Genomic DNA, 18,125 nt, shown 5'->3' with positions numbered 1-18,125 from the left:
GAGATTAAAGGAGGCATGGATTCCATTGAGGGATGCATGCCTCTTTAATTTTATCTATAAATTTGTTCTTTTTTGAATAAACCATGTTATAATAAACTCATAGCGATTATTTTGCGTGTTATTCCTCATTGGGGTAACCCAAAAAGCCATATCAAGCTGGAACCTTGATATGGCTTTTTTTCACTTAAAGAAGCGTTTGGGTTATATGACTTACGTCATCGCTTATTGCGATTACGTAGATAGCATATAACTTTGTCTACTAACAGATTAACCAATTGAATAATCAATTTGGTCAAAACTGCAATCGCAACTTGCGCGATAATTTTGCGCATCTTCCTCACCTCCCTTCATGTTAAGGAGGTGCGATGACAAATAAGATTATATCAAAATAAGTTATTGATTGATATATGAAATTAGCAAATAAATTTGTTCCTTTTTGAATAAACCATGTTATAATGAACTCATAGCGAATATTTTCCGTGTTATTCCTCATTGGGGTAACCCAAAAAGCCATATCAAGGTGCGACTTGATATGGCTTTTTTTCACTTAAAGAAGCGTTTGGGTTATGCTATCATCGCTTGATGCGATCTCGTAGAATGCATACAATTTTATCTACCAGTTTGTTAACCAATTGAATAATCAATTGAGTTAAAACTGCGATCGCAATTTGTGCGAATATTTTTCGCATTTTCCTCACCTCCCTTCATGTTAAGGAAGTGCGATGAGAAACAAAATTATACCAAAATAAGTTATTGATTGATATATGAAATTAGCAAATAAATATTTATTTTTGAATATTTCGTGTTATAATCTAAGTGTCATCGCTTATTGTGATTTTGCAGATAGCATATAATTTTGTCTACTAACAGATTGACCAATTGAATAGTCAATTTAGTCAGAACTGCAATCGCAACTTGTAACTAAAAGGCCATATCAAGCTGTAATCTTGATATGGCTTTTTACATGTCTAAATTCGGTCTGCAATTATTTAAAATGAACTGGTTTATTCAGCAAATAATGCTATAATATACATGGTTATGCTACTCATAAATTTTCTTTTCTAGCACTTTGGGATGATCTCGCTTGAGTAGTACAACCTTCTCTAACAGTTTATCTTATACAACTAACTTCGGGGTCATCCATATACATATAAAAGAGCACTGCTTTAATGAGCAGTGTTCTTTTCTGTTTGCATTACAATAGGAAATGATCCGACAGTTTAACTTAACTGGTCAATTACATAAACGAATGATTTTCAAATAATTTTGTTATTATTTTGTAAAATTTATGCAAAACTAGAGATTTCTTATGTGAAGAATAGTGAGAAAACACGCTAAATACATTGCTAAATAAGGTTTTACTGTTTGTGATAAAATTACACTTTCAAAAAGTTAGTGAAAGCGTTTATTACAAAAGTGTGTAAAATTGCTTAACGCCTTGCATTTTCGTTAAAAGGTTAGTACAATATGAAGCGTGGTAAGTAATAGCTATGCTTCAGGTTCGCAAACCTGTACGCATGCGGGTTCTTCAGTCAGATAAGCTACCTCATAAGAGTTATAAACTTATGATTTTGACTTGAAGAATGTTGTAACAATGTAGGCTCAATGCGACTGAACCTATAGTCTATTACGATTTTGTATATACACAAGGAGGAAGACCACATGAAGAAAAATTATAGATTTGTTAGCGCTGCTGCTGCTGCATTATTAACTGTAGCTCCAGTTGTTGCTGGTGCTGTTTCACCAGTATTCGCTGATACAACAAGTACTGCAAATGCATCTACTGGTGCTATTTCGGTTACTGGTACAAATGGTAGTGTTGCAAACGCAAATGAAGCTCAAGCAAATGATATCGTATTTACTTCAACTATCGATGCTAGCGGTTTAACTGATGGTGCTGATGCTTCAACTGTTAAGGCAACTATTACCTCAACTGTTGGTACTCCAAAGGTTGATAATGGTCCAACTTACATCTTTAAGATTAATGCTAATGGTCAAACTGTTGGTAAAGATGGTGCTGTTATTGGTTATGGACAATACACTAAAGACAATGCTGTTAAGAATCTTTCATCTGGTGAAAGTTATGTAGCAGTAACTCCAAACGTTACTGTTAGTGGCTTGACAGCTGGTAAAAAATACAATTTATTTGGTAAGAGTAATATTGTAGCAAGTGAATATGGTAACATTACAAGTAAGGAAATGGGTGAAGCTCACAACATTATTAGTGACCCATTTACTGTTCCGGATAAGAAATTCGGGACACCAATGTTCTATTCAATCGATGATGCAAATCAAAAAGTTTTAAGTACTTATAACTATAAGTTAACTTCAACTAATTTGAATGTTGATACTATTGCTAATGAACTTGCAAGTAAGATTGGTACTAAGGTAGATGCTACTGGTAGTAGTGCTAATGACAGCGCTAAAGTTGTAACTATTTGGGATGCTAAGCATATTAAACCTATTTTGGTTAATGCACTTAAGTCAGCAAATGTTACTGTTAAGGGTTCAGCATTTGATATGCCTGCAGGAGATGTAAGTGTTAAATTTACAGTTACTGCAAGTAACAACAAGACTAATACTATGACTGTTGTTCTTAAATCTAATGCTGGTGACAAGTCATTCTACCCAATAATTTCACAAAATGGTGCTACTGATGCTAGTGTTTCTGGTACAAGTATTGTACCAGCTGATGGTACTAAACAAGTAACCGCTGACAGTGCTAATAAAGTATTTGAATTAACTAAGGCTAACAAAAACAAGTTAGGTGTTGGTCATATTCCAGTTAATGGTAATGTTGATGAAAGTGCAATTAAAGGTGCATTTACTGCTTCAGTTTCAAACATTTCATCTAATGCTATTGATTTGAAGGTTGATTCAAGTAAGGTTAACACTAAGGTTGCTGGTTTGTACCCTGTAACTTTGACTGCTACTAACCCTAATGGATACACTATTACTGCTTCATACAACATTGTTGTTGGTGATCCAGATGCTTCATATAAGACTGTTCAAAGTGACAGCGACATTACTGTTTACACTATTGATGGTAACAATGTAGCTAAGACAGATACTACTATTGCAAACGGAACACAAGTTGCAACTTATGGTTCAACTACTGTAAATGGTACTAAGTACGTACGTATTAACAGTGCTGATTCAAATCAATACATTGAATCACAATACGTTGATGGTACTTTCAAGCCTGCAAAACAATCTACTGTAACTGTTATGCACAATGCTTACATTTACGACAAGGATCACAAGCGCATAGGTACTAAGAAGATTAGTTCATACACTAATACTACTGTTTACGGTGACAAGACTAAACTTAATGATGGTACTGAAGCTTACCAAGTCGGTGATGGTCAATACATCGATGCTGGTAACGTTGATGGTTACAAGGTAACTTTGAACCACAACTCATACATTTACAAGACAAGCAAGAAACGTGCTAACCACAAGAAGTTATTGAAGGGTTCAACTGTAACTGTTTACGGTTCTTCATTCACTTTCAAGAATGGTCAAAAGTACTACAGAATTGCTAAGGGTCAATACATCAAGGTTGTTAACGCTGATATCGTTAAATAATTTATTTATTGAATCCAATCTAAGAAAAAGCGATGAAAATCATCGCTTTTTTATTCGAAGATGAATTGAGAAAATAAAATTTATGAAAATTAATGTAATTACTATAGTTAGTATATTAGTAGTACTAATTTTGGTTTTAGTTATAGCTATGATTTCTGATGCAAAAAAGAACTATAATATAAAAATCAGAAGTAGAGTTTTGACTAAAAGTACAGGGCAAAAATCAACTTATTACGTTACTTATTGGTTGTGGCAACCTAATAAAAAGCGGCAAGCGATAGCAGAATTAGAGCGATTGGGTGTAGGTCCAATATACTGTCAACATGCCCAAAGAAGACATAAATTAGAAAATTCTAAAATACCATTCAGAAGAGAATGCTTCGGCTCTAAAGAGTCGTAAAGAAGTTATAAATATGATTAAAAAGTCAAGAATTAGTGTGATTGACTATAGTCATTGGTTATTAGCCATAAACCTCAAAATTCAAGTTGAATGATGTAATTAAATCAGCATTCCAATATTGTGATATGAACTCTGGATATAGGCTAAATTTAGATTAATTGTGCCAAGTCCAGAACTTCAGTGTTCAATTAGAAGTCGAGATTATATCAACTTTGATGACTTGGAAGCAGGGCTTAAGTGATTAAATGAGTGAGTTTACATTTTATTTATTCAATTAAGAAAAAGGCGATGATTTTCATCGCTTTTTTGTTGCAATTATTTATTGGTAAGATATTTTTTTAGACTACAACTTAATTTGCCAAATAAATTAAATAACTTTATGTATAAAATAAGTAACCTAATATGTTTGCATAACTGTTTAAAAATAAGCTATATTTAGACCGATATATTAAAATTAAATAACAAAAATTTATTATTAAATGAAAAAGCAGTCTTGATTTTTGATTAGAATGTACTATGATTAACATGTAGTAATGTCAAGTTTAATATTTATTTAAAAAATCATAAAATGGAGGTTTTTAAGATTGAATTTTGATAGTAAGCGGAAATTACAAAAAGATATTTCCAAAGCTTTAAAAAGTGGAAAGTTTCATAAATCTGCTCGTAATTTGCTGGTAACAACAATTGCTACTGGTAGTGTTTTAGGTGGGTTATCATTAGTTTCTAATGTTAATCCGAGTGCTGTTAATACAGTTGTTGAAGCTAGAGCTACTAAAAAGAAGGTTGTTAAAGCCAGCTCAGTTGTAGTGAGAAGAATTTCTGCTGTTTACAGCAAAAAGGGCAAGAAGACTAGAGCAAGAATTAAGAAAGGTAAAATTGTCAAAGTCTATGGTACAAAGACTATTAAAGGTAAGAAGTACTATAAACTGGGCAAAGGCTGTTACATTTTAGCTAAGAATGTTATTGTTGCTACGACTGCAACTCTTAAGAAGAACTCATATATTTACAATAGCAAAGGTAAACGTGTTGGCAAGAAAATTCTGAAAAAGGGTAAGAGAATTAAGACCTATGGAACTAAGACCATTAAAGGTAAGAAGTACTATTATTTAGGTAACGGCAAGTATGTTGTTGCAGCTAATGTAGATACTCCTAAAGTACCGACCCCAGCTCCTACTCCAAATCCAGGTACCGGTAATTCAACTAGTGGGTCAGGTTCAACAGGTTCGTCTACTGGTGGATCAAGTACGCCAACCCCAACTCCAGTAACCGCTAAAGATATTACAGTAAATTACAAGACTTTAGATGATAAAGACGCAACTATCAAGAATCCTGCAGGCAAAGATGTTTCATTTAATGGTACTATTAAAGCTGATGGTCATGAAGTTAACGACAGTGTAGACAGCAGTATATTTGACACAACAGTGGGCGTAAACTCAAGAGGACAATATAGACTAGCAACAGCAGCAGAATTAGGCGACAAGAAGCAAGGCTTTGATAACTTAAGATACACAGACAAAGCCCAGACAATTACTGTATACGTAGTGAAGAAAACATCTACTTCAGCTGCTTCTGTAGCTAGCGCTGTTCGTCCAGGTATGACAGAGATTTATCATGGCTTAAATGATTTAAGTAGTAAATTAAGGGATCCTAAATATCAAGCTATAAAAGATGAAATTAAGGACGTATTAGCTAAGATTAAGGCTTTACCAACTACTTGGACAAATACTAATGATATGATTACACAGGTAACACCGATTTTGAATGATGCATTAGATATTGCTAAGAAGCTTGAGGGAGCTGGTGTGAAGACTGACCTTGTAACTGTTTTACATGGACTTGAAAAGGTAGATCAACAATTAGATCCAGGTCAAATTCAAAACCTTAAGAATGTTTATTCTGCATTAGAAAATATTGACGCAGGAACAAGTAAAGTTCGTAAAGATATTAAAGAACTTGCACAGGGCTTGCATCCAGATTTATCAAATGTCTATCATGATCTAGAAGCTATTAAGAGTGAAGTTTCACCAGCTGATTATCAAAGTATCAAGAATGATATTAAAGATATTATCAGTGGTACTAAGGCAATGCCTTCTAACTTTGATTGGTCAAAATTAAATGATGTTGATCATATCGGAGACGATGATGTTCAAAGTTTGTTAGGTAACTTTAGCACAATTTATACTGCTACTAAGGATATTGCTACTAAACTGCAAGGTAAAGGTGTCAAAACTAATCTAGAAAAGTTGTTGGCTGATACTGCACATATTAATACTACGTTAAAGGCTGATGAGTCTAAATTATTCAATGATTTGAAGGACTTAGATAAGTGCTTAGAAAACTACTCTGGTACAGACGAAACCATTAATAAAGCTAAAGGACTTGCCGTTTTAACTCACACTGACTTAGTAAATATTTATCATGCACTTGATGCATTAACAACAGCTCAAATTGATACTGCTGCAATTAATACTGCAATAAATGATGCACTTGGTAAGATTGAAAACTTACCATCATCAAACGACTTCTTAAGTAATGTTGCTATCGCACATTTAACAGGACAAAATTCTCCAGAATTAGACGCTGTTAAAGCTATTTACAAAGATTTGCGGGCAGTTGCTTCTAACCTTGAGGGTAAAGGTATTAAGACTCAACTTGTAAATGTTTTACATAGTCTTGAAGATTTGAACCAAAAAGTTGCCCAAGATCCAACTCAAATTCAAAATTTGAAGGACATTTATAACAGTTTACAAAATGGTGATTTTATTTGGTTAAATAACCTAAAATAATTAAATAAGATTACATTATATCAAGACAGCGATTTAGTCGCTGTTTTTTTTGATGTAAAGTTAAGCAGATCAATGTTAGATATTCAGATAATTGAATATAGTCATAAAATCAATTACTTGTTTGATATGGTATCAAATGGTACCATGTACTAGAGGTGATTAAATGACGAGTCAAGTGCATTTCAGAATGGATTCTGAAGATAAGGCCAAATTTGAAGTAGTTCTCAAAAATATAGGTTTAACACCAGGCGAGGCCTTTAGAATTTTTGCAAAAAAATCTATTGAAGCTGGAGGCATTCCGTTTGAAGTAACTGAGCCAACTCCAGAACTTCAGCGTTCAATTAAAAGTCGTGATTATGTTGACTTTGATGATCCAGAAGCAGGGCTTAAGTGGCTAAATGAGTAATTCTGTCTATAAACCTGCTTTTGAAAGTCAGTTCAAAAAGCATTACAAGAAGATGTTAAAAGGTGGTAAATATCAAGCTAAGGATTTTGAGCGAGTTTATCGCAAATTATTATGTAATGAACCGTTAGAAGCAAGATATAATGACCACCCGCTAATTAACCGTAGACCGGAACGAGACTTACATATCAAGCCAGACTGGTTGTTAATTTATAAATATGATGGTGAGTATGTAGATTTTATTAATACTGGTACACATTCAGATTTATTCAAGTAAGTTGATTTGGTGATGATTTTTCATCGCTTTTTATTACGATTATTTATTTAGGATTTTTATTGAATATTAATCGAAAGGAGAAAGTATATGCGGGCAACGACTGATAAAAAGAGAATCCAAGTTCAAGTTGATCGTCATCTTGCTTTAACTAATGCTTTTAAAGGATTACCAGCAAAAGATATAAATACGGATCAGGAATTAGAAGATTGGATTAACGAGAGTGAAGAATAAGTTACAAACTTCTGATATTGCATTTGTTGAAAGTAAGGTTAGTCTTGTCTTTAAATTTTCCTGCTTTCGTGTTAAACTATTTTTGTAATAAAAAGGAGCTGTGCTGTAACACAACTCCCTGACGTAGTTCCACTAAAAGTGGTTTACTACCCGAAAATTATTTGTTGACAAGCAACCGTCCTTTTCTTGGTAGATCAGACGGTTTTTTGCTTGCTCAAAATTAATTGAGCAAACTTCTTAGCAGTTCAACTACTAGTGGCAACAGATTTATTATCACTACCGCTAGTAGCGTATTCTGCTTCATCTTAGCTAGCTTAAATGCTAATCCTACTAAACTAATAGCAAAGATCACCACTAAGGCTAAAATGATTTCCAACTACCTGTCCTCCCTTCGTACAATAGATTGGAGTATGAATCCACTCATGCTCATAAGCATCAGACCTTTCACTCACAGGTAGTAAACCGTCTTTTAACTTTCTACGTCTTGAATATTATAACAAACTGATTGTTCAGTTGTCTTTAAATTTTTGGGCTTTCGTGTTACACTTACATGTGTAATAAAAAAGGAGCTGTGCTGGTAACACAACTCCTTGACGTAGTTCCACTAAAAGTGGCTTACTACCTGAAAATTATGGGTTTTACTAAACCGTCCTTTTCCTGATAGATCAAGACGGTTTTAGTTTAGCCAAAATTAATTGAACAAACTTGTTAACAGTTCAACTACTAGTGGCAACAGATTTATTATCATTACCGCTAGTAGCATATTCTGCTTCATTTCAGCAAGCTTAAAGGCTAATCCTACTAAACTAATAGCAAAGATCACCACTAAGGCTAAAATGATTTCCAACTACCTGTCCTCCTTTCTTACAATAGATTGGAGTATGAATCCACTCATGCTCATAAGCATCAGTCCTTTCACTCACAGGTAGTAAACCGTCTTTTAACTTTCTACGTCCTAAACATTATAGCAAACTGATGGTTTAGTTGTCTTTATAAATTTTTTGAGCAACATGTAATTGTATTTATGGTTCAGATTAGTTTTATTGAAGTAAGTATTGTTGTTATTTCATTAAGCAATAAGCAGCGATTTAGTCGCTGTCTTTTTTAGATGAAAAAATTAAATTGAATTTAGAATAATTTTTAAATATAATTATTTTAAATAAGAGTTTCGATAATTACACTTAAATTTTCATGTTTGAGGAAAAGTAAGAATGACAGATTTAAAATTACACGAAAATATTAATAGATTAATTGTGGATGGGATTCAACAAGGCTATAAAGACTATTTAGAGGTTAGACGTTCAGCAGTTGAAAAGTATGATTTAAAAGTTAGTTCTGCATATTCATGGATCAAAGGTAACCATATTGATTCTAGTGTTAATAAGGAATGTTCTAATAATGAAATGTTTTCTAGCGAAGTTAAAATAGCTGGTACATCTTGGGAGTATATTCAATTTTATCTCAAAAATTTATCTGAAAAATATATGCTAATTATCAAAAACAGTAGTATTAAAGATAAAATTTTTAATGGTAAAGTTGATAAAAAGAAGAAAAATAATTATCTTTATGGGTATGCGGGAATTAATAATAAGTTTAATGACGATATTCGGAATAAGGAAAAATTGCCACATAATACGTTTATCCAAATGACCATCCCTGAATTTGCTGATGATTCTGATAAGAATAAAGCTGAAGAAGATTTAAAGAATTATGATCGCTTTTATGTGGTGACTTATGAAATTGATAAAAATACTCAGAGAATAAAGCGAATAACTTTGTGTATGCCAAGTCAAGAGATGGTATTACATGAAATAGATGACTTAACGCCACTAATTGCTAATAGTAAGGTTATTATCAATGATGATGAATTAGAAATTGCCAAAGATGACAAATTTCCTAATGAGGAGTATCCTGAACAAATTAGTACATTTGGTTATGAGAAGCCTAAAAAGAGTCAGGAAGATACAGATAAATAAGATTAGAGAGATGTGAAAGAAATGTTTTATGGTGAGAAGCTAAGTAATTTACGTAAATTAGCTGGCCTCTCTAATGAAGAATTAGCTAATTATTTAAGAATTTTACCTAAGCAAATTGTTGAATATGAGAATAATAATATCTTACCAAGTACTCAAACTTTAAAAGGATTGAGCGATTTATTTCATGTTAAACCAAAATATTTTTTATCGGCGGAGTATCTTAAGGACAATTTTTCGGATAGACAAATAGCTTATCGCTCTACAGATAAACGGCTAGAAAAAAACACAAATTACGATCATGTCTTTTTAAATTATGCGGATTACTTTATAAATTATTTTGAGCAACATGTGATTGTACCTGCGGCTAAAATTAGTCTTATTAAAGATAAGTGTAATAGTATGATATTTAATAATATTGCTACCACTTCAATTGAGCAAATAGCAGAGTTTGTTCGTCAAGAATTACAGTTTCAAGATAATCACGATTTGATGTACATAATAGAAAACAGTGGTATTTATGTACTTGAAAAAGACTTAGGGCATAAAACTGATGCATACAGTGCAGTAACTAAAGATGGTTTCTTTTTTATTGTTTTGGGTATGGAGAAGAAATCAGCAGTAAGAAGGAATTTTGATCTTGCACATGAGTTAGGGCATTATTTTTTGCATACTAATATTGATATGACTAAGTTATCAGATACTAATTTAAAAGCTGTTGAGAAGGAAGCTAACAGGTTTGCTGCAGCATTTTTGTTACCACGAACTAAATTTGTCGCAGATTTTAGTAAAATTAGTAATCCTTGGAATCCAGATTCGTATATATTGATGAAGAAAAAGTATCAGGTTGCATTACAAACATTGGCAATGAGAGCTTATAACTTGGGCTTATTGTCAAAGGATGATAAGAGTCATTTCTTTGCATTACTTACTAACAAGGGGTATAAAACATTTGAGCCGCTGGATGATAAATTAGTACCGATACGACCAAGTAAAATTTTATCTCTGTTTAAATTTACACTTGATCATGATTTAATTAGTTTGCAAAATGTTTTGGAGCAATTTCATATCTCATTAGAGTTTTTACTACAATTATTTAACTTGGATAAGCAATTTTTTGAACAGTATTTTAATCGGGTTAGTGTAAATGATTCTAATTTGATATATCTTAATAGCTTTAGATAATAGGCAGTGATTTGGTCGCTGCCTTTTTTGGTGGGGAATTATAGTGACTAAATTCTAATCTTTCTTGAGTTATTGCTTCTATATTTTGCTTTAAGAATTTTCTGTTAATGAATACTACAAGGTATCATTAACAGGATAAAGTGCACAGCCCTTTTTATTGAGACTTAATAAGCCAAAGCATAAAAACTTTGGCTATTTTTTATTTTGCTCTATGAAAGCGATAACATTTTTAGTATACTTATATAAGTATACAAATACTAAAATATATTATTATGGAGGACAGAAATTTGCCTGAAACGACAAATCAAGGTTGGTGTTTACCAACTGCTAAGAAATACCTTAACTGGTCGAAGGCTAAGTTGCAAAAGGAGGTGCAATCGCCGGAATTAAGCGGGTATCTGGTGGATGATGCCAAATATCGTGTGAACGAGAATACTCTTGCCATTTACCAATTTCAAAAACAGCCGCTGTTAAATAAGTATAAAAGTGTGATTTTTGACCTACAAAAAGGGATTGTTTTGTGCACCAGCAGCAGTCGGTCGTTGATTAACGCTTTTACACAAAATAACCTATTAGGTGGGCTGGAGTTTCAACGTGAGTTTGCTAATTGGCTTAACCAGAGATCACATTATGTGATTGCGACTGGCAAACGTGCCTATTTTTCGATGCATGGCTACACAACAGGCGATACTGACTGGGTGGCGTTGCATCACATGGCTAATTTTCGTTCCCTTGGCAAGTCAACTATTGCCTTTAATACGGTGACGTGCCAAGGGATGACGTACACTTTTACGTTTACAGACTGTACGCGTTATATCAGTACGCAGGTCTACAGCAGCTTGTATTACAACCATGCCATGTACAAGCTTGGCAGTAGTCACTTGGAGTGTTCTTTAGGTTGGCAGGTGCGGCGATCGCAGGGCAAGTCACTACTTGATAAGCGTGCCTACTTTCATCCGCATCCAACGTTAAATACATCGTCTCTCAAGGATATTTATCAGGCTGTCTTGGATAAGAGTCATGCGCGCTATGGTAAGTGTTTGGCCAAGCTCCTTGAGCAGCCATTAATTCAAGATGACCACCATACTGTCTATCTTTCGAGTAGACGGCCGAATACATTGTTTTAATTGCACTGCACGAATTAACTAATTCGTGCTTTTTTTCTGCCTTTTTTCACCCAAAAGTAAGAGCTGATTAGATGATAGTTATTCTTAGGTCACGTAAATTCTCATAATTTGCATGCTTTATTTATCAATTGTTATCGCTTACTTCATCTGCTTTTTAATCATTGCTCAATCTTGCTAATCTAATAGTGCACAAGCGCTTGTGACAATATCGAAACCGAGGAAATGTCACACATGAAGATTAGTAAAGAGGCTTTTATAGCCGCATGGGAGAATCAAAGATTAGTTCGGGGCGCATTAAAAGCCGCCCACGTTAGACAGGACTATACTAATTATGATGACCTGTTGCAAGAAGGAATTTGCGTTTACGCACAAATGTTAGATCAGCCTGGGAGTTTATCGCCAGAAGAAGTTGATCGGTGGAGCTTTCGCAAGATTATCTGGCACACGATTGACCAGCTGCGCAAGGAACAAAAGACAAGTGAGCGGCAGGCCGAACTTGAACAAGCATATGATTTGGGCATGATAAATAACTGGGACAACTATCTGATTTTAGAAAGAGAAGTTGCACAGATGTCAGAATTAGAACAACTGTTATTTTTTCACAATCTAATTGCTGGCGAACCAATCAGTGCGTTAGCCCAAGAGGCGCGCGTCACGCGGGTACAGTTGCAACGGATTAAGCGTCAATTATTGGCTCATCTGCGTCAAGTTTTGGATGTGCAGATTACTAATTTGTAATAAAATGACGGGCAATATTACTTTTTGACTACAATTAAATGGAAACTATTGTCTAGTCGAGGTTTGCCCGATACAATAAAGATGTCGATTAAGGAGGACACATACTTTATGAAAAATAAATTTATCACTGGTTTTGCTGCCGCGGCTTTATTATCGTCAGCCGTTATACCAGTTACCAACAACTTAATTGCTACTTCTCCAGCCAAGGCTGAGAAGGTCAAGGCTGCTACGGATAATCAAAGTGCGTTCTTAGCTACTGCTGCTTCACAAGCAAAGAAGGTCGCTAAGAAGTATGGTTTGTACCCATCAGTAATGATTGCGCAGGCAATCATTGAGTCTAACTGGGGCCAATCAGGGCTGTCTGTTAATGCCAACAACCTGTTCGGGATGAAGGCCGACGATAGCTGGACAGGCGATGTCTACAGCAGTAAGACGCGCGAGGTCGATAAGAACGGCAAGAGCTATTATGAAACTGCCAAATTTAGAAAATATTCAAGCTATCAAGGTTCATTTGATGATAATGGAATGAAGCTGCGTGAAGGTGTCAGCTGGCAGCCAGATCGCTACCAGGGTACTTGGCTTGAGAATGCGGCTAGTTACGGCGCTGCCACTAAGGCTCTGACGGGAACTTATGCCACTGATCCTAATTACAACACAACTTTGAACCGTCAGATTACAACCTATAACCTAACGCAATATGACCCTAAGATTTCTAACGCTAGTGCTGCCTACACGGTTAAGAAGTCCGGTGCAACTTATGCTTGGCCGACAGACCATTCGGTTTCCGCAAAGACCAACTCAATTACTAAGGGCGATAACGTTACCGTTACTAAGACCATCACATTTTATAACGGTAAAAAGAGAATGTACATTGCAGGTAAAGGCTGGGTTAATGGCGCCAGTCTAAATCTCGGCAGTGCTTTGCCGCCAGCTTCTCAAGCTCCTAAGGGTGAAACCAAGGTTAAGAAGACCTTGATGCACAATGCTTATGTTTACACTTCAAAACTAACTCGCGTTAAGGGCATGAAAGCTCTTAAGGCGGGTAGCGAAGGCAAGGTCATTGCCACTTATGGTACCAAGAAGATCAACGGTAAGAAGTATTACCGGATCGGAGACGATCAATATGTTGCTGCCGGCAATATTGATGGTACAATGCGCATTTTGAAGCATAATGCCTATGTTTACAATGATTATGGCAATCGTGATAATGAAACGACAGAAAAGAAGGGTACAGCCGTAGCTACTTACGGTTCTACCTACACGATTGTTGGCCAAAAATATTACCGTATTGGTATCCATCAATATGTCAAAGCCGGTAATTTTAAATAAATCATAGTAATAAGGAATGAAATTTTAGATGAAGATAAAGAAACTAATAACTACTATTGCTATCGGAGTAGGTTTAGTTGCGCCTGTTTTTGGAATGAGTCAAAGTGAGACAACGGAGGCTGCCTCGATTAATTCGCTTGCGAAAGAGAACGATTATGTGGGTGTGACCTACCTATACAAATTGCTCCAGACAGAGGGGATTAAGTATAATAAATTTTATGCTGACGGTAATAAGATTAAGTATCGCTACGGTAAGCCTGAAGGGATAGTTATCCACGAGACAGCAACGCCTAACGCGACTGCTTATAACGAAGCCATTTACTTCAACCGTGAATGGATGAAGATGTACGCTTATGTTCACGCCTTTGTTGATCACAAGCAAGTTATTCAGATGATGACCCCTAAGTACGGTGTTTGGGGTGCCGGTGCAGTTGCCAACAACCGCTTTTTCCAGATTGAATTAGCTGAGGAAAACACGCGGGATAACTTTGCTAAGAGTGTGAACAACGATGCGATTTATGCAGCCAAGATTTTGCACCGCTATGATTTAACGCCAAGTAATGCAGTTAACAGCGGTAAAGGGACAATCTGGTCGCACCATGCTGTTTCTAAATATTTAGGCGGCACCAATCATACGGATCCCGACGGCTACTTTAGCAAGTGGGGCTACTCGATGAGCAAGTTTTACTCCTTAATCAAGTATTACTACAACTTGCAGGGTGCTGACACTGATGTGAGTGCGACCGATACTGATACTTCCACAACCGATGGAACAACCGCTGATACAGCAACAACAGTTTCGCAAGCACCAACTGGCAAGCAGACCTTGATGCACGATGCCTATACTTATAATGGACAAGGTGAGTGCACTAATGCAGCTTTGAAGACTGCTGGTACTAAGGTAACGGTCGGTAATTCTAAAACTATCAATGGTAAAAAGTACTTACAAATTGGTACTGACGAATATGTCGTTGCCAGCAACATTATTGGTAAGACACGAAAACTGAGTCATAATGCCTATGTTTATGATACGGCTGGTAAGAGAACGAACGGTGTCAAGCTTCATCGCGGCAGTCGTGTTCGTACTTACGGTGGCAAAGTTGTGATTAATGGCATGATCTACTACCAAATTAATACTACTGAATTTGTGAAAGCCACAAATTTTAATTAAATAAAATCACTTTAGGAGTTTAGCTTATTCCTAAAGTGATTTTTTCGTTAGTCTTAAAATGTTCTGCAGTGGTTGCCTCATGAGTTTATAATGTAAGTAAATTTAAATTACTGAATGAAGTGAAAATATGAAAACAAAGCGGAAATTATTACTCGTAGAAGATTATTCGGCAATTGGTGGCATTTCTACGACAACGGCAATTAGTGTCATGAGTGCATTGGGCATTAGGTATGGCAGTCTGCCGACGCAGGTTTTATCAACGCAAACTGAGGGCTTTGGCGCTCCGCAGATAGCTGATTTAACAACGTTTATCCCACAAGTATTTACACATTGGCGGCAGATTACTGACCTGGACTTTGCAACAATATTAACGGGGTATCTTGGTAGTCGAACAACTTGTAAATTGCTGGCTGAAGAATGTCGTAAGGGTCAGTTTAAGCAGGTAGTTGTTGATCCGGTGTTGGGGGATGACGGCGAACTTTATCCCGAATTAGTGCCAGCAGATATTGCGGCGGTCAAGGAACTAGTAACGACTGCGACCGTGACAACGCCAAACTTAACTGAATTAAATTTTTTATCTGGAACTAAATATAAGTTGCGCGCAACGGCTAGTGATGCAGAGTTGGTGCAGGCAATTAAGGCAGTTGAGGGGCAAAGCAAGCATCATTTACAAGTGGTAGTAACTGGTGTTCGCCGTGGTGAACAGATCGGCTGCTGCTGGTTAATGCAGGGGCAACTGCACTATTATGGTCAGGAATATGCTGCAGGGCATTTTTATGGTGCCGGTGACTTGTTTGCGGCTAGTTTGGCCGGGTTACTTAATTTAGGGTGGACGTTACCTGCTGCCATTAAGACAGCCGTGACTGCCACACATCTGGCAATTGCAGCTAATAAGACTGAGAAGCAGGAAGAACTACGCTATGGGATGGACATCAGTCCAGCATTAGCATATTTAATCGCACAAACGAAGACAAAATAAAAGCTGCAGTTAACCCATTAGTGGTTAACTGCAGCTTTATTTGATTATTAAACTGACTTAACGGCGGCAGCCAACACATCCATAACGGTCATGCTGTGGTCGTATAATTCGTTGGCAGTATCTACGTCGTGATTGTCAATAATATTGACAAAATCAGTAAATTCACTGGCCATTCTATGATCGAATTCGTTTAAATTAACTTTCTTCGTTTCACCGGTGCGTAACTCAATGGTGAAGTTGTCAATCACTCCAGTTGAACCATCGAAGTAGATTGAACCCTTTTCGCCCTCGATGAATGACCGCGGCGTCGTATAACAGTCCTTGGCTGCGACCAAGGTTGCCTGTTTGTCCGCGTATGTCAGGTTCAAAATTCCGGAAGTGTCAATGTTTTTCTGCATTACTGGGTAATATTGAACGTGGTCGGGCTTGCCGAATAAGCCAACGGCGAGGTGAATGTTATAAATATTTAGGTCCTTCAAGGTACCGCCATCTTTTGCTGGATCAAAGACTGGCTCAATGATACCTTTTAGGAAGTTGTCATAGCGACTTGAATACTGGGTGTAATTGAGCGCAACAATATGAACTGGTCCAATCTTAGGCAAGATACGCTTGATTGCCTTGTAGTTGGGCAAATGAATGTTGGTAATTGCCTCAACGATAATTACATGATGTTCGTCTGCAATTTGCTTGAGTTCCTGAGCCTGAGCGGTTGTTGCCATGTATGGTTTTTCACAAATTACGTTTTTGCCAGCTTCAAGTGCCTTTTTAACTACCTCGTAATGCAAGGAGTTAGGGACAGCTACATAAACCGTGTCGACATTGGCATCATGATAAAGTTGGTCATTATCGGCAAAGACTTTCTTGATGCCATATTGTTTAGCTAAATCGCGTGCAACCTGCTGACTGCGCTGAGTCGTTGAAATTGCAGCCAGTTCCAATTTAGCAATTTTATTTGCTGTTGTTAAAAAGTCGTGGACAATTTTGCCGATTACGACAATTCCTAATTTCATAGATAAGCCTCCATCTAAAATACGTTTTTAATTACCTTTATGTTAACATAATTCAATTTAGGCAATAAAAAAAGATGTCACTTAAGACATCTTTTTAGTATTTAATCTTTAGGAGCTTGGGTAGCAGAGCTAACAATGTCACTTGGAACAGCTAAATCACTGTGTTGACCAAATTCTGACATGTCCATGCTGAAAGTAAAGGAAATTTTCTTACTCAAGCCAACTTTAGCAGATAGCTTGTAGTCAGTTAATTTATCGTTAGTTATTGTCATCTTGACACTAACGTTCTTGAATTTCGTCTTTTTCAGTTGCTTTTTAAGAGATTTTTGTTCTTTCTTGGACAACTTTGTAGACTTGGCTGTATCAAGCATAATTTTAGAAAGCCATTTTTGATCGGTAATCTTGCCACTAACAGTATAAGCATCACCAGAATGAGTTAACTTAGCTTTTTTAGCTAGCTTCTTATAAAAGGCAGGATTGGTAGCTGCTTGAGTGGTGTCAGTAAATGAAGCTAAGTCTTCCTTAGACATATCGTCTTTAATCCAAGTTTTACCGCTTAGAACGTAAACTTTGCCAGTGCCACTGTCAACCCATTCTTCTACGCTGGTTGGCAAAAGCTTACTGTTAGCAACCATATGGACAACGATTGGCTTGTTGCCCATTGTCATTGTGCCGTTGAATTTAAGTTGCTTTTTACCAGTTTTAATACCGAACTTGATGGCTGCCTTAGTATCGGTAGCTTTGGCTAGATCTTGCTGAGTTACTTTAATGACGTCAGCCTTGCTTGTGCTAGCGGCAACAGGTTGTGTTGCAGTAGTGCCAAGAGCACCAAGGCCAATAGCGGCTAATAATGTTATGACAGTTTTCTTGAATTTCATAATTTCACCTCATATATGTTGTTACCTAATAGCACTACATGTTAGCGCTA

General features: G+C 36.2%; 17 protein-coding genes. 13 read left to right on the top strand and 4 right to left on the bottom strand.

The features are described 5' to 3' along the window. The first annotated feature begins 1,662 nt into the window (after positions 1-1,662). The 6 genes from PT287_RS01970 (at position 1,663) to PT287_RS01945 (ending at position 7,685) form a co-directional block, all read left to right on the top strand. The gene (locus PT287_RS01970) at positions 1,663-3,588 is read left to right on the top strand and encodes an SLAP domain-containing protein (RefSeq protein WP_277132163.1); all 1,926 of its coding nucleotides are present in this window, start codon (positions 1,663-1,665) and stop codon (positions 3,586-3,588) included. Positions 3,589-3,670: 82 nt separating this feature from the next. Then, complete coding sequence (locus PT287_RS01965; RefSeq protein ID WP_277132161.1) at positions 3,671-3,988, top strand: hypothetical protein; 318 nt, start codon at positions 3,671-3,673, stop codon at positions 3,986-3,988. 584 nt (positions 3,989-4,572) lie between these two features. After that, complete coding sequence (locus PT287_RS01960; RefSeq protein WP_277132160.1) at positions 4,573-6,774, top strand: SLAP domain-containing protein; 2,202 nt, start codon at positions 4,573-4,575, stop codon at positions 6,772-6,774. A 163-nt stretch (positions 6,775-6,937) separates the two neighbouring features. Continuing rightward, on the top strand, positions 6,938-7,180 hold the full coding sequence (locus PT287_RS01955) for a type II toxin-antitoxin system RelB/DinJ family antitoxin (RefSeq protein WP_277132158.1): 243 nt from the start codon (positions 6,938-6,940) through the stop codon (positions 7,178-7,180). Further along, positions 7,173-7,454, top strand: a complete 282-nt coding sequence (locus PT287_RS01950; protein WP_277132157.1) for a type II toxin-antitoxin system YafQ family toxin — start codon at positions 7,173-7,175, stop codon at positions 7,452-7,454. Before PT287_RS01955 ends, PT287_RS01950 begins: the two co-directional genes overlap by 8 nt. 87 nt (positions 7,455-7,541) lie before the next feature. Beyond that, positions 7,542-7,685, top strand: a complete 144-nt coding sequence (locus PT287_RS01945) for a hypothetical protein (protein ID WP_277132156.1) — start codon at positions 7,542-7,544, stop codon at positions 7,683-7,685. Positions 7,686-7,905: 220 nt separating this feature from the next. On the opposite strand, the gene PT287_RS01940 is transcribed toward PT287_RS01945, so the two are convergent. Together PT287_RS01940 and PT287_RS01935 are read right to left on the bottom strand one after the other, a co-directional pair. Further along, the gene (locus PT287_RS01940; protein WP_277132155.1) at positions 7,906-8,061 is read right to left on the bottom strand and encodes a hypothetical protein; all 156 of its coding nucleotides are present in this window, start codon (positions 8,059-8,061) and stop codon (positions 7,906-7,908) included. A gap of 315 nt (positions 8,062-8,376) precedes the next feature. Next, positions 8,377-8,532, bottom strand: a complete 156-nt coding sequence (locus PT287_RS01935) for a hypothetical protein (RefSeq protein ID WP_277132153.1) — start codon at positions 8,530-8,532, stop codon at positions 8,377-8,379. Positions 8,533-8,896: 364 nt separating this feature from the next. On the opposite strand from PT287_RS01935, the gene PT287_RS01930 reads away from it, so the two are divergent. The 7 genes from PT287_RS01930 to PT287_RS01900 all read left to right on the top strand — a co-directional run bounded on the left by PT287_RS01930 (position 8,897) and on the right by PT287_RS01900 (position 16,187). Next, positions 8,897-9,661, top strand: coding sequence for a hypothetical protein (locus PT287_RS01930; protein ID WP_277132151.1), 765 nt, complete (start codon positions 8,897-8,899; stop codon positions 9,659-9,661). Between the two features lie 21 nt (positions 9,662-9,682). After that, positions 9,683-10,843 carry an XRE family transcriptional regulator gene (locus PT287_RS01925; RefSeq protein WP_277132149.1) on the top strand — a complete coding sequence of 387 codons (1,161 nt, stop codon included), beginning with the start codon at positions 9,683-9,685 and terminating at the stop codon, positions 10,841-10,843. A gap of 287 nt (positions 10,844-11,130) precedes the next feature. Beyond that, entirely contained in the window at positions 11,131-11,970 is an 840-nt protein-coding gene (locus PT287_RS01920; protein WP_277132147.1) for a hypothetical protein, read from the top strand. A gap of 231 nt (positions 11,971-12,201) precedes the next feature. After that, positions 12,202-12,708 carry a sigma-70 family RNA polymerase sigma factor gene (locus tag PT287_RS01915; protein WP_277132145.1) on the top strand — a complete coding sequence of 169 codons (507 nt, stop codon included), beginning with the start codon at positions 12,202-12,204 and terminating at the stop codon, positions 12,706-12,708. A 108-nt stretch (positions 12,709-12,816) separates the two neighbouring features. Next, the gene (locus PT287_RS01910) at positions 12,817-14,037 is read left to right on the top strand and encodes a glucosaminidase domain-containing protein (protein WP_277132143.1); all 1,221 of its coding nucleotides are present in this window, start codon (positions 12,817-12,819) and stop codon (positions 14,035-14,037) included. A 28-nt stretch (positions 14,038-14,065) separates the two neighbouring features. Then, positions 14,066-15,208 (top strand): SLAP domain-containing protein, encoded by a 1,143-nt coding sequence (locus PT287_RS01905; protein ID WP_277132141.1) that lies wholly within the window; start codon positions 14,066-14,068, stop codon positions 15,206-15,208. 127 nt (positions 15,209-15,335) lie between these two features. Next, positions 15,336-16,187 carry a PfkB family carbohydrate kinase gene (locus PT287_RS01900; protein ID WP_277132139.1) on the top strand — a complete coding sequence of 284 codons (852 nt, stop codon included), beginning with the start codon at positions 15,336-15,338 and terminating at the stop codon, positions 16,185-16,187. A gap of 47 nt (positions 16,188-16,234) precedes the next feature. Here PT287_RS01900 and PT287_RS01895 read toward each other — a convergent pair whose 3' ends face one another. Next, positions 16,235-17,197 carry a Gfo/Idh/MocA family oxidoreductase gene (locus PT287_RS01895; protein ID WP_277132137.1) on the bottom strand — a complete coding sequence of 321 codons (963 nt, stop codon included), beginning with the start codon at positions 17,195-17,197 and terminating at the stop codon, positions 16,235-16,237. 101 nt (positions 17,198-17,298) lie between these two features. Continuing rightward, positions 17,299-18,075 (bottom strand): DUF6612 family protein, encoded by a 777-nt coding sequence (locus tag PT287_RS01890; protein ID WP_277132135.1) that lies wholly within the window; start codon positions 18,073-18,075, stop codon positions 17,299-17,301. Positions 18,076-18,125 lie beyond the last annotated feature (50 nt).

The organism is Lactobacillus sp. ESL0679 (assembly GCF_029433515.1).
Taxonomy (GTDB): domain Bacteria; phylum Bacillota; class Bacilli; order Lactobacillales; family Lactobacillaceae; genus Lactobacillus.
This window is presented reverse-complemented; position numbering and strand designations above follow the sequence as displayed.

What these genes read in the sequence shown, in the direction of transcription:
- PT287_RS01955 (WP_277132158.1), top strand. Translation starts at nt 6,938, where the DNA reads ATGACGAGTCAAGTGCATTTCAGAATGGATTCTGAAGATAAGGCCAAA.
- PT287_RS01915 (WP_277132145.1), top strand. Translation starts at nt 12,202, where the DNA reads ATGAAGATTAGTAAAGAGGCTTTTATAGCCGCATGGGAGAATCAAAGA.
- PT287_RS01910 (WP_277132143.1), top strand. Translation starts at nt 12,817, where the DNA reads ATGAAAAATAAATTTATCACTGGTTTTGCTGCCGCGGCTTTATTATCG.
- PT287_RS01970 (WP_277132163.1), top strand. Translation starts at nt 1,663, where the DNA reads ATGAAGAAAAATTATAGATTTGTTAGCGCTGCTGCTGCTGCATTATTA.
- PT287_RS01895 (WP_277132137.1), bottom strand. Translation starts at nt 17,197, where the DNA reads ATGAAATTAGGAATTGTCGTAATCGGCAAAATTGTCCACGACTTTTTA.
- PT287_RS01890 (WP_277132135.1), bottom strand. Translation starts at nt 18,075, where the DNA reads ATGAAATTCAAGAAAACTGTCATAACATTATTAGCCGCTATTGGCCTT.
- PT287_RS01965 (WP_277132161.1), top strand. Translation starts at nt 3,671, where the DNA reads ATGAAAATTAATGTAATTACTATAGTTAGTATATTAGTAGTACTAATT.
- PT287_RS01930 (WP_277132151.1), top strand. Translation starts at nt 8,897, where the DNA reads ATGACAGATTTAAAATTACACGAAAATATTAATAGATTAATTGTGGAT.
- PT287_RS01900 (WP_277132139.1), top strand. Translation starts at nt 15,336, where the DNA reads ATGAAAACAAAGCGGAAATTATTACTCGTAGAAGATTATTCGGCAATT.
- PT287_RS01950 (WP_277132157.1), top strand. Translation starts at nt 7,173, where the DNA reads ATGAGTAATTCTGTCTATAAACCTGCTTTTGAAAGTCAGTTCAAAAAG.
- PT287_RS01905 (WP_277132141.1), top strand. Translation starts at nt 14,066, where the DNA reads ATGAAGATAAAGAAACTAATAACTACTATTGCTATCGGAGTAGGTTTA.
- PT287_RS01945 (WP_277132156.1), top strand. Translation starts at nt 7,542, where the DNA reads ATGCGGGCAACGACTGATAAAAAGAGAATCCAAGTTCAAGTTGATCGT.
- PT287_RS01925 (WP_277132149.1), top strand. Translation starts at nt 9,683, where the DNA reads ATGTTTTATGGTGAGAAGCTAAGTAATTTACGTAAATTAGCTGGCCTC.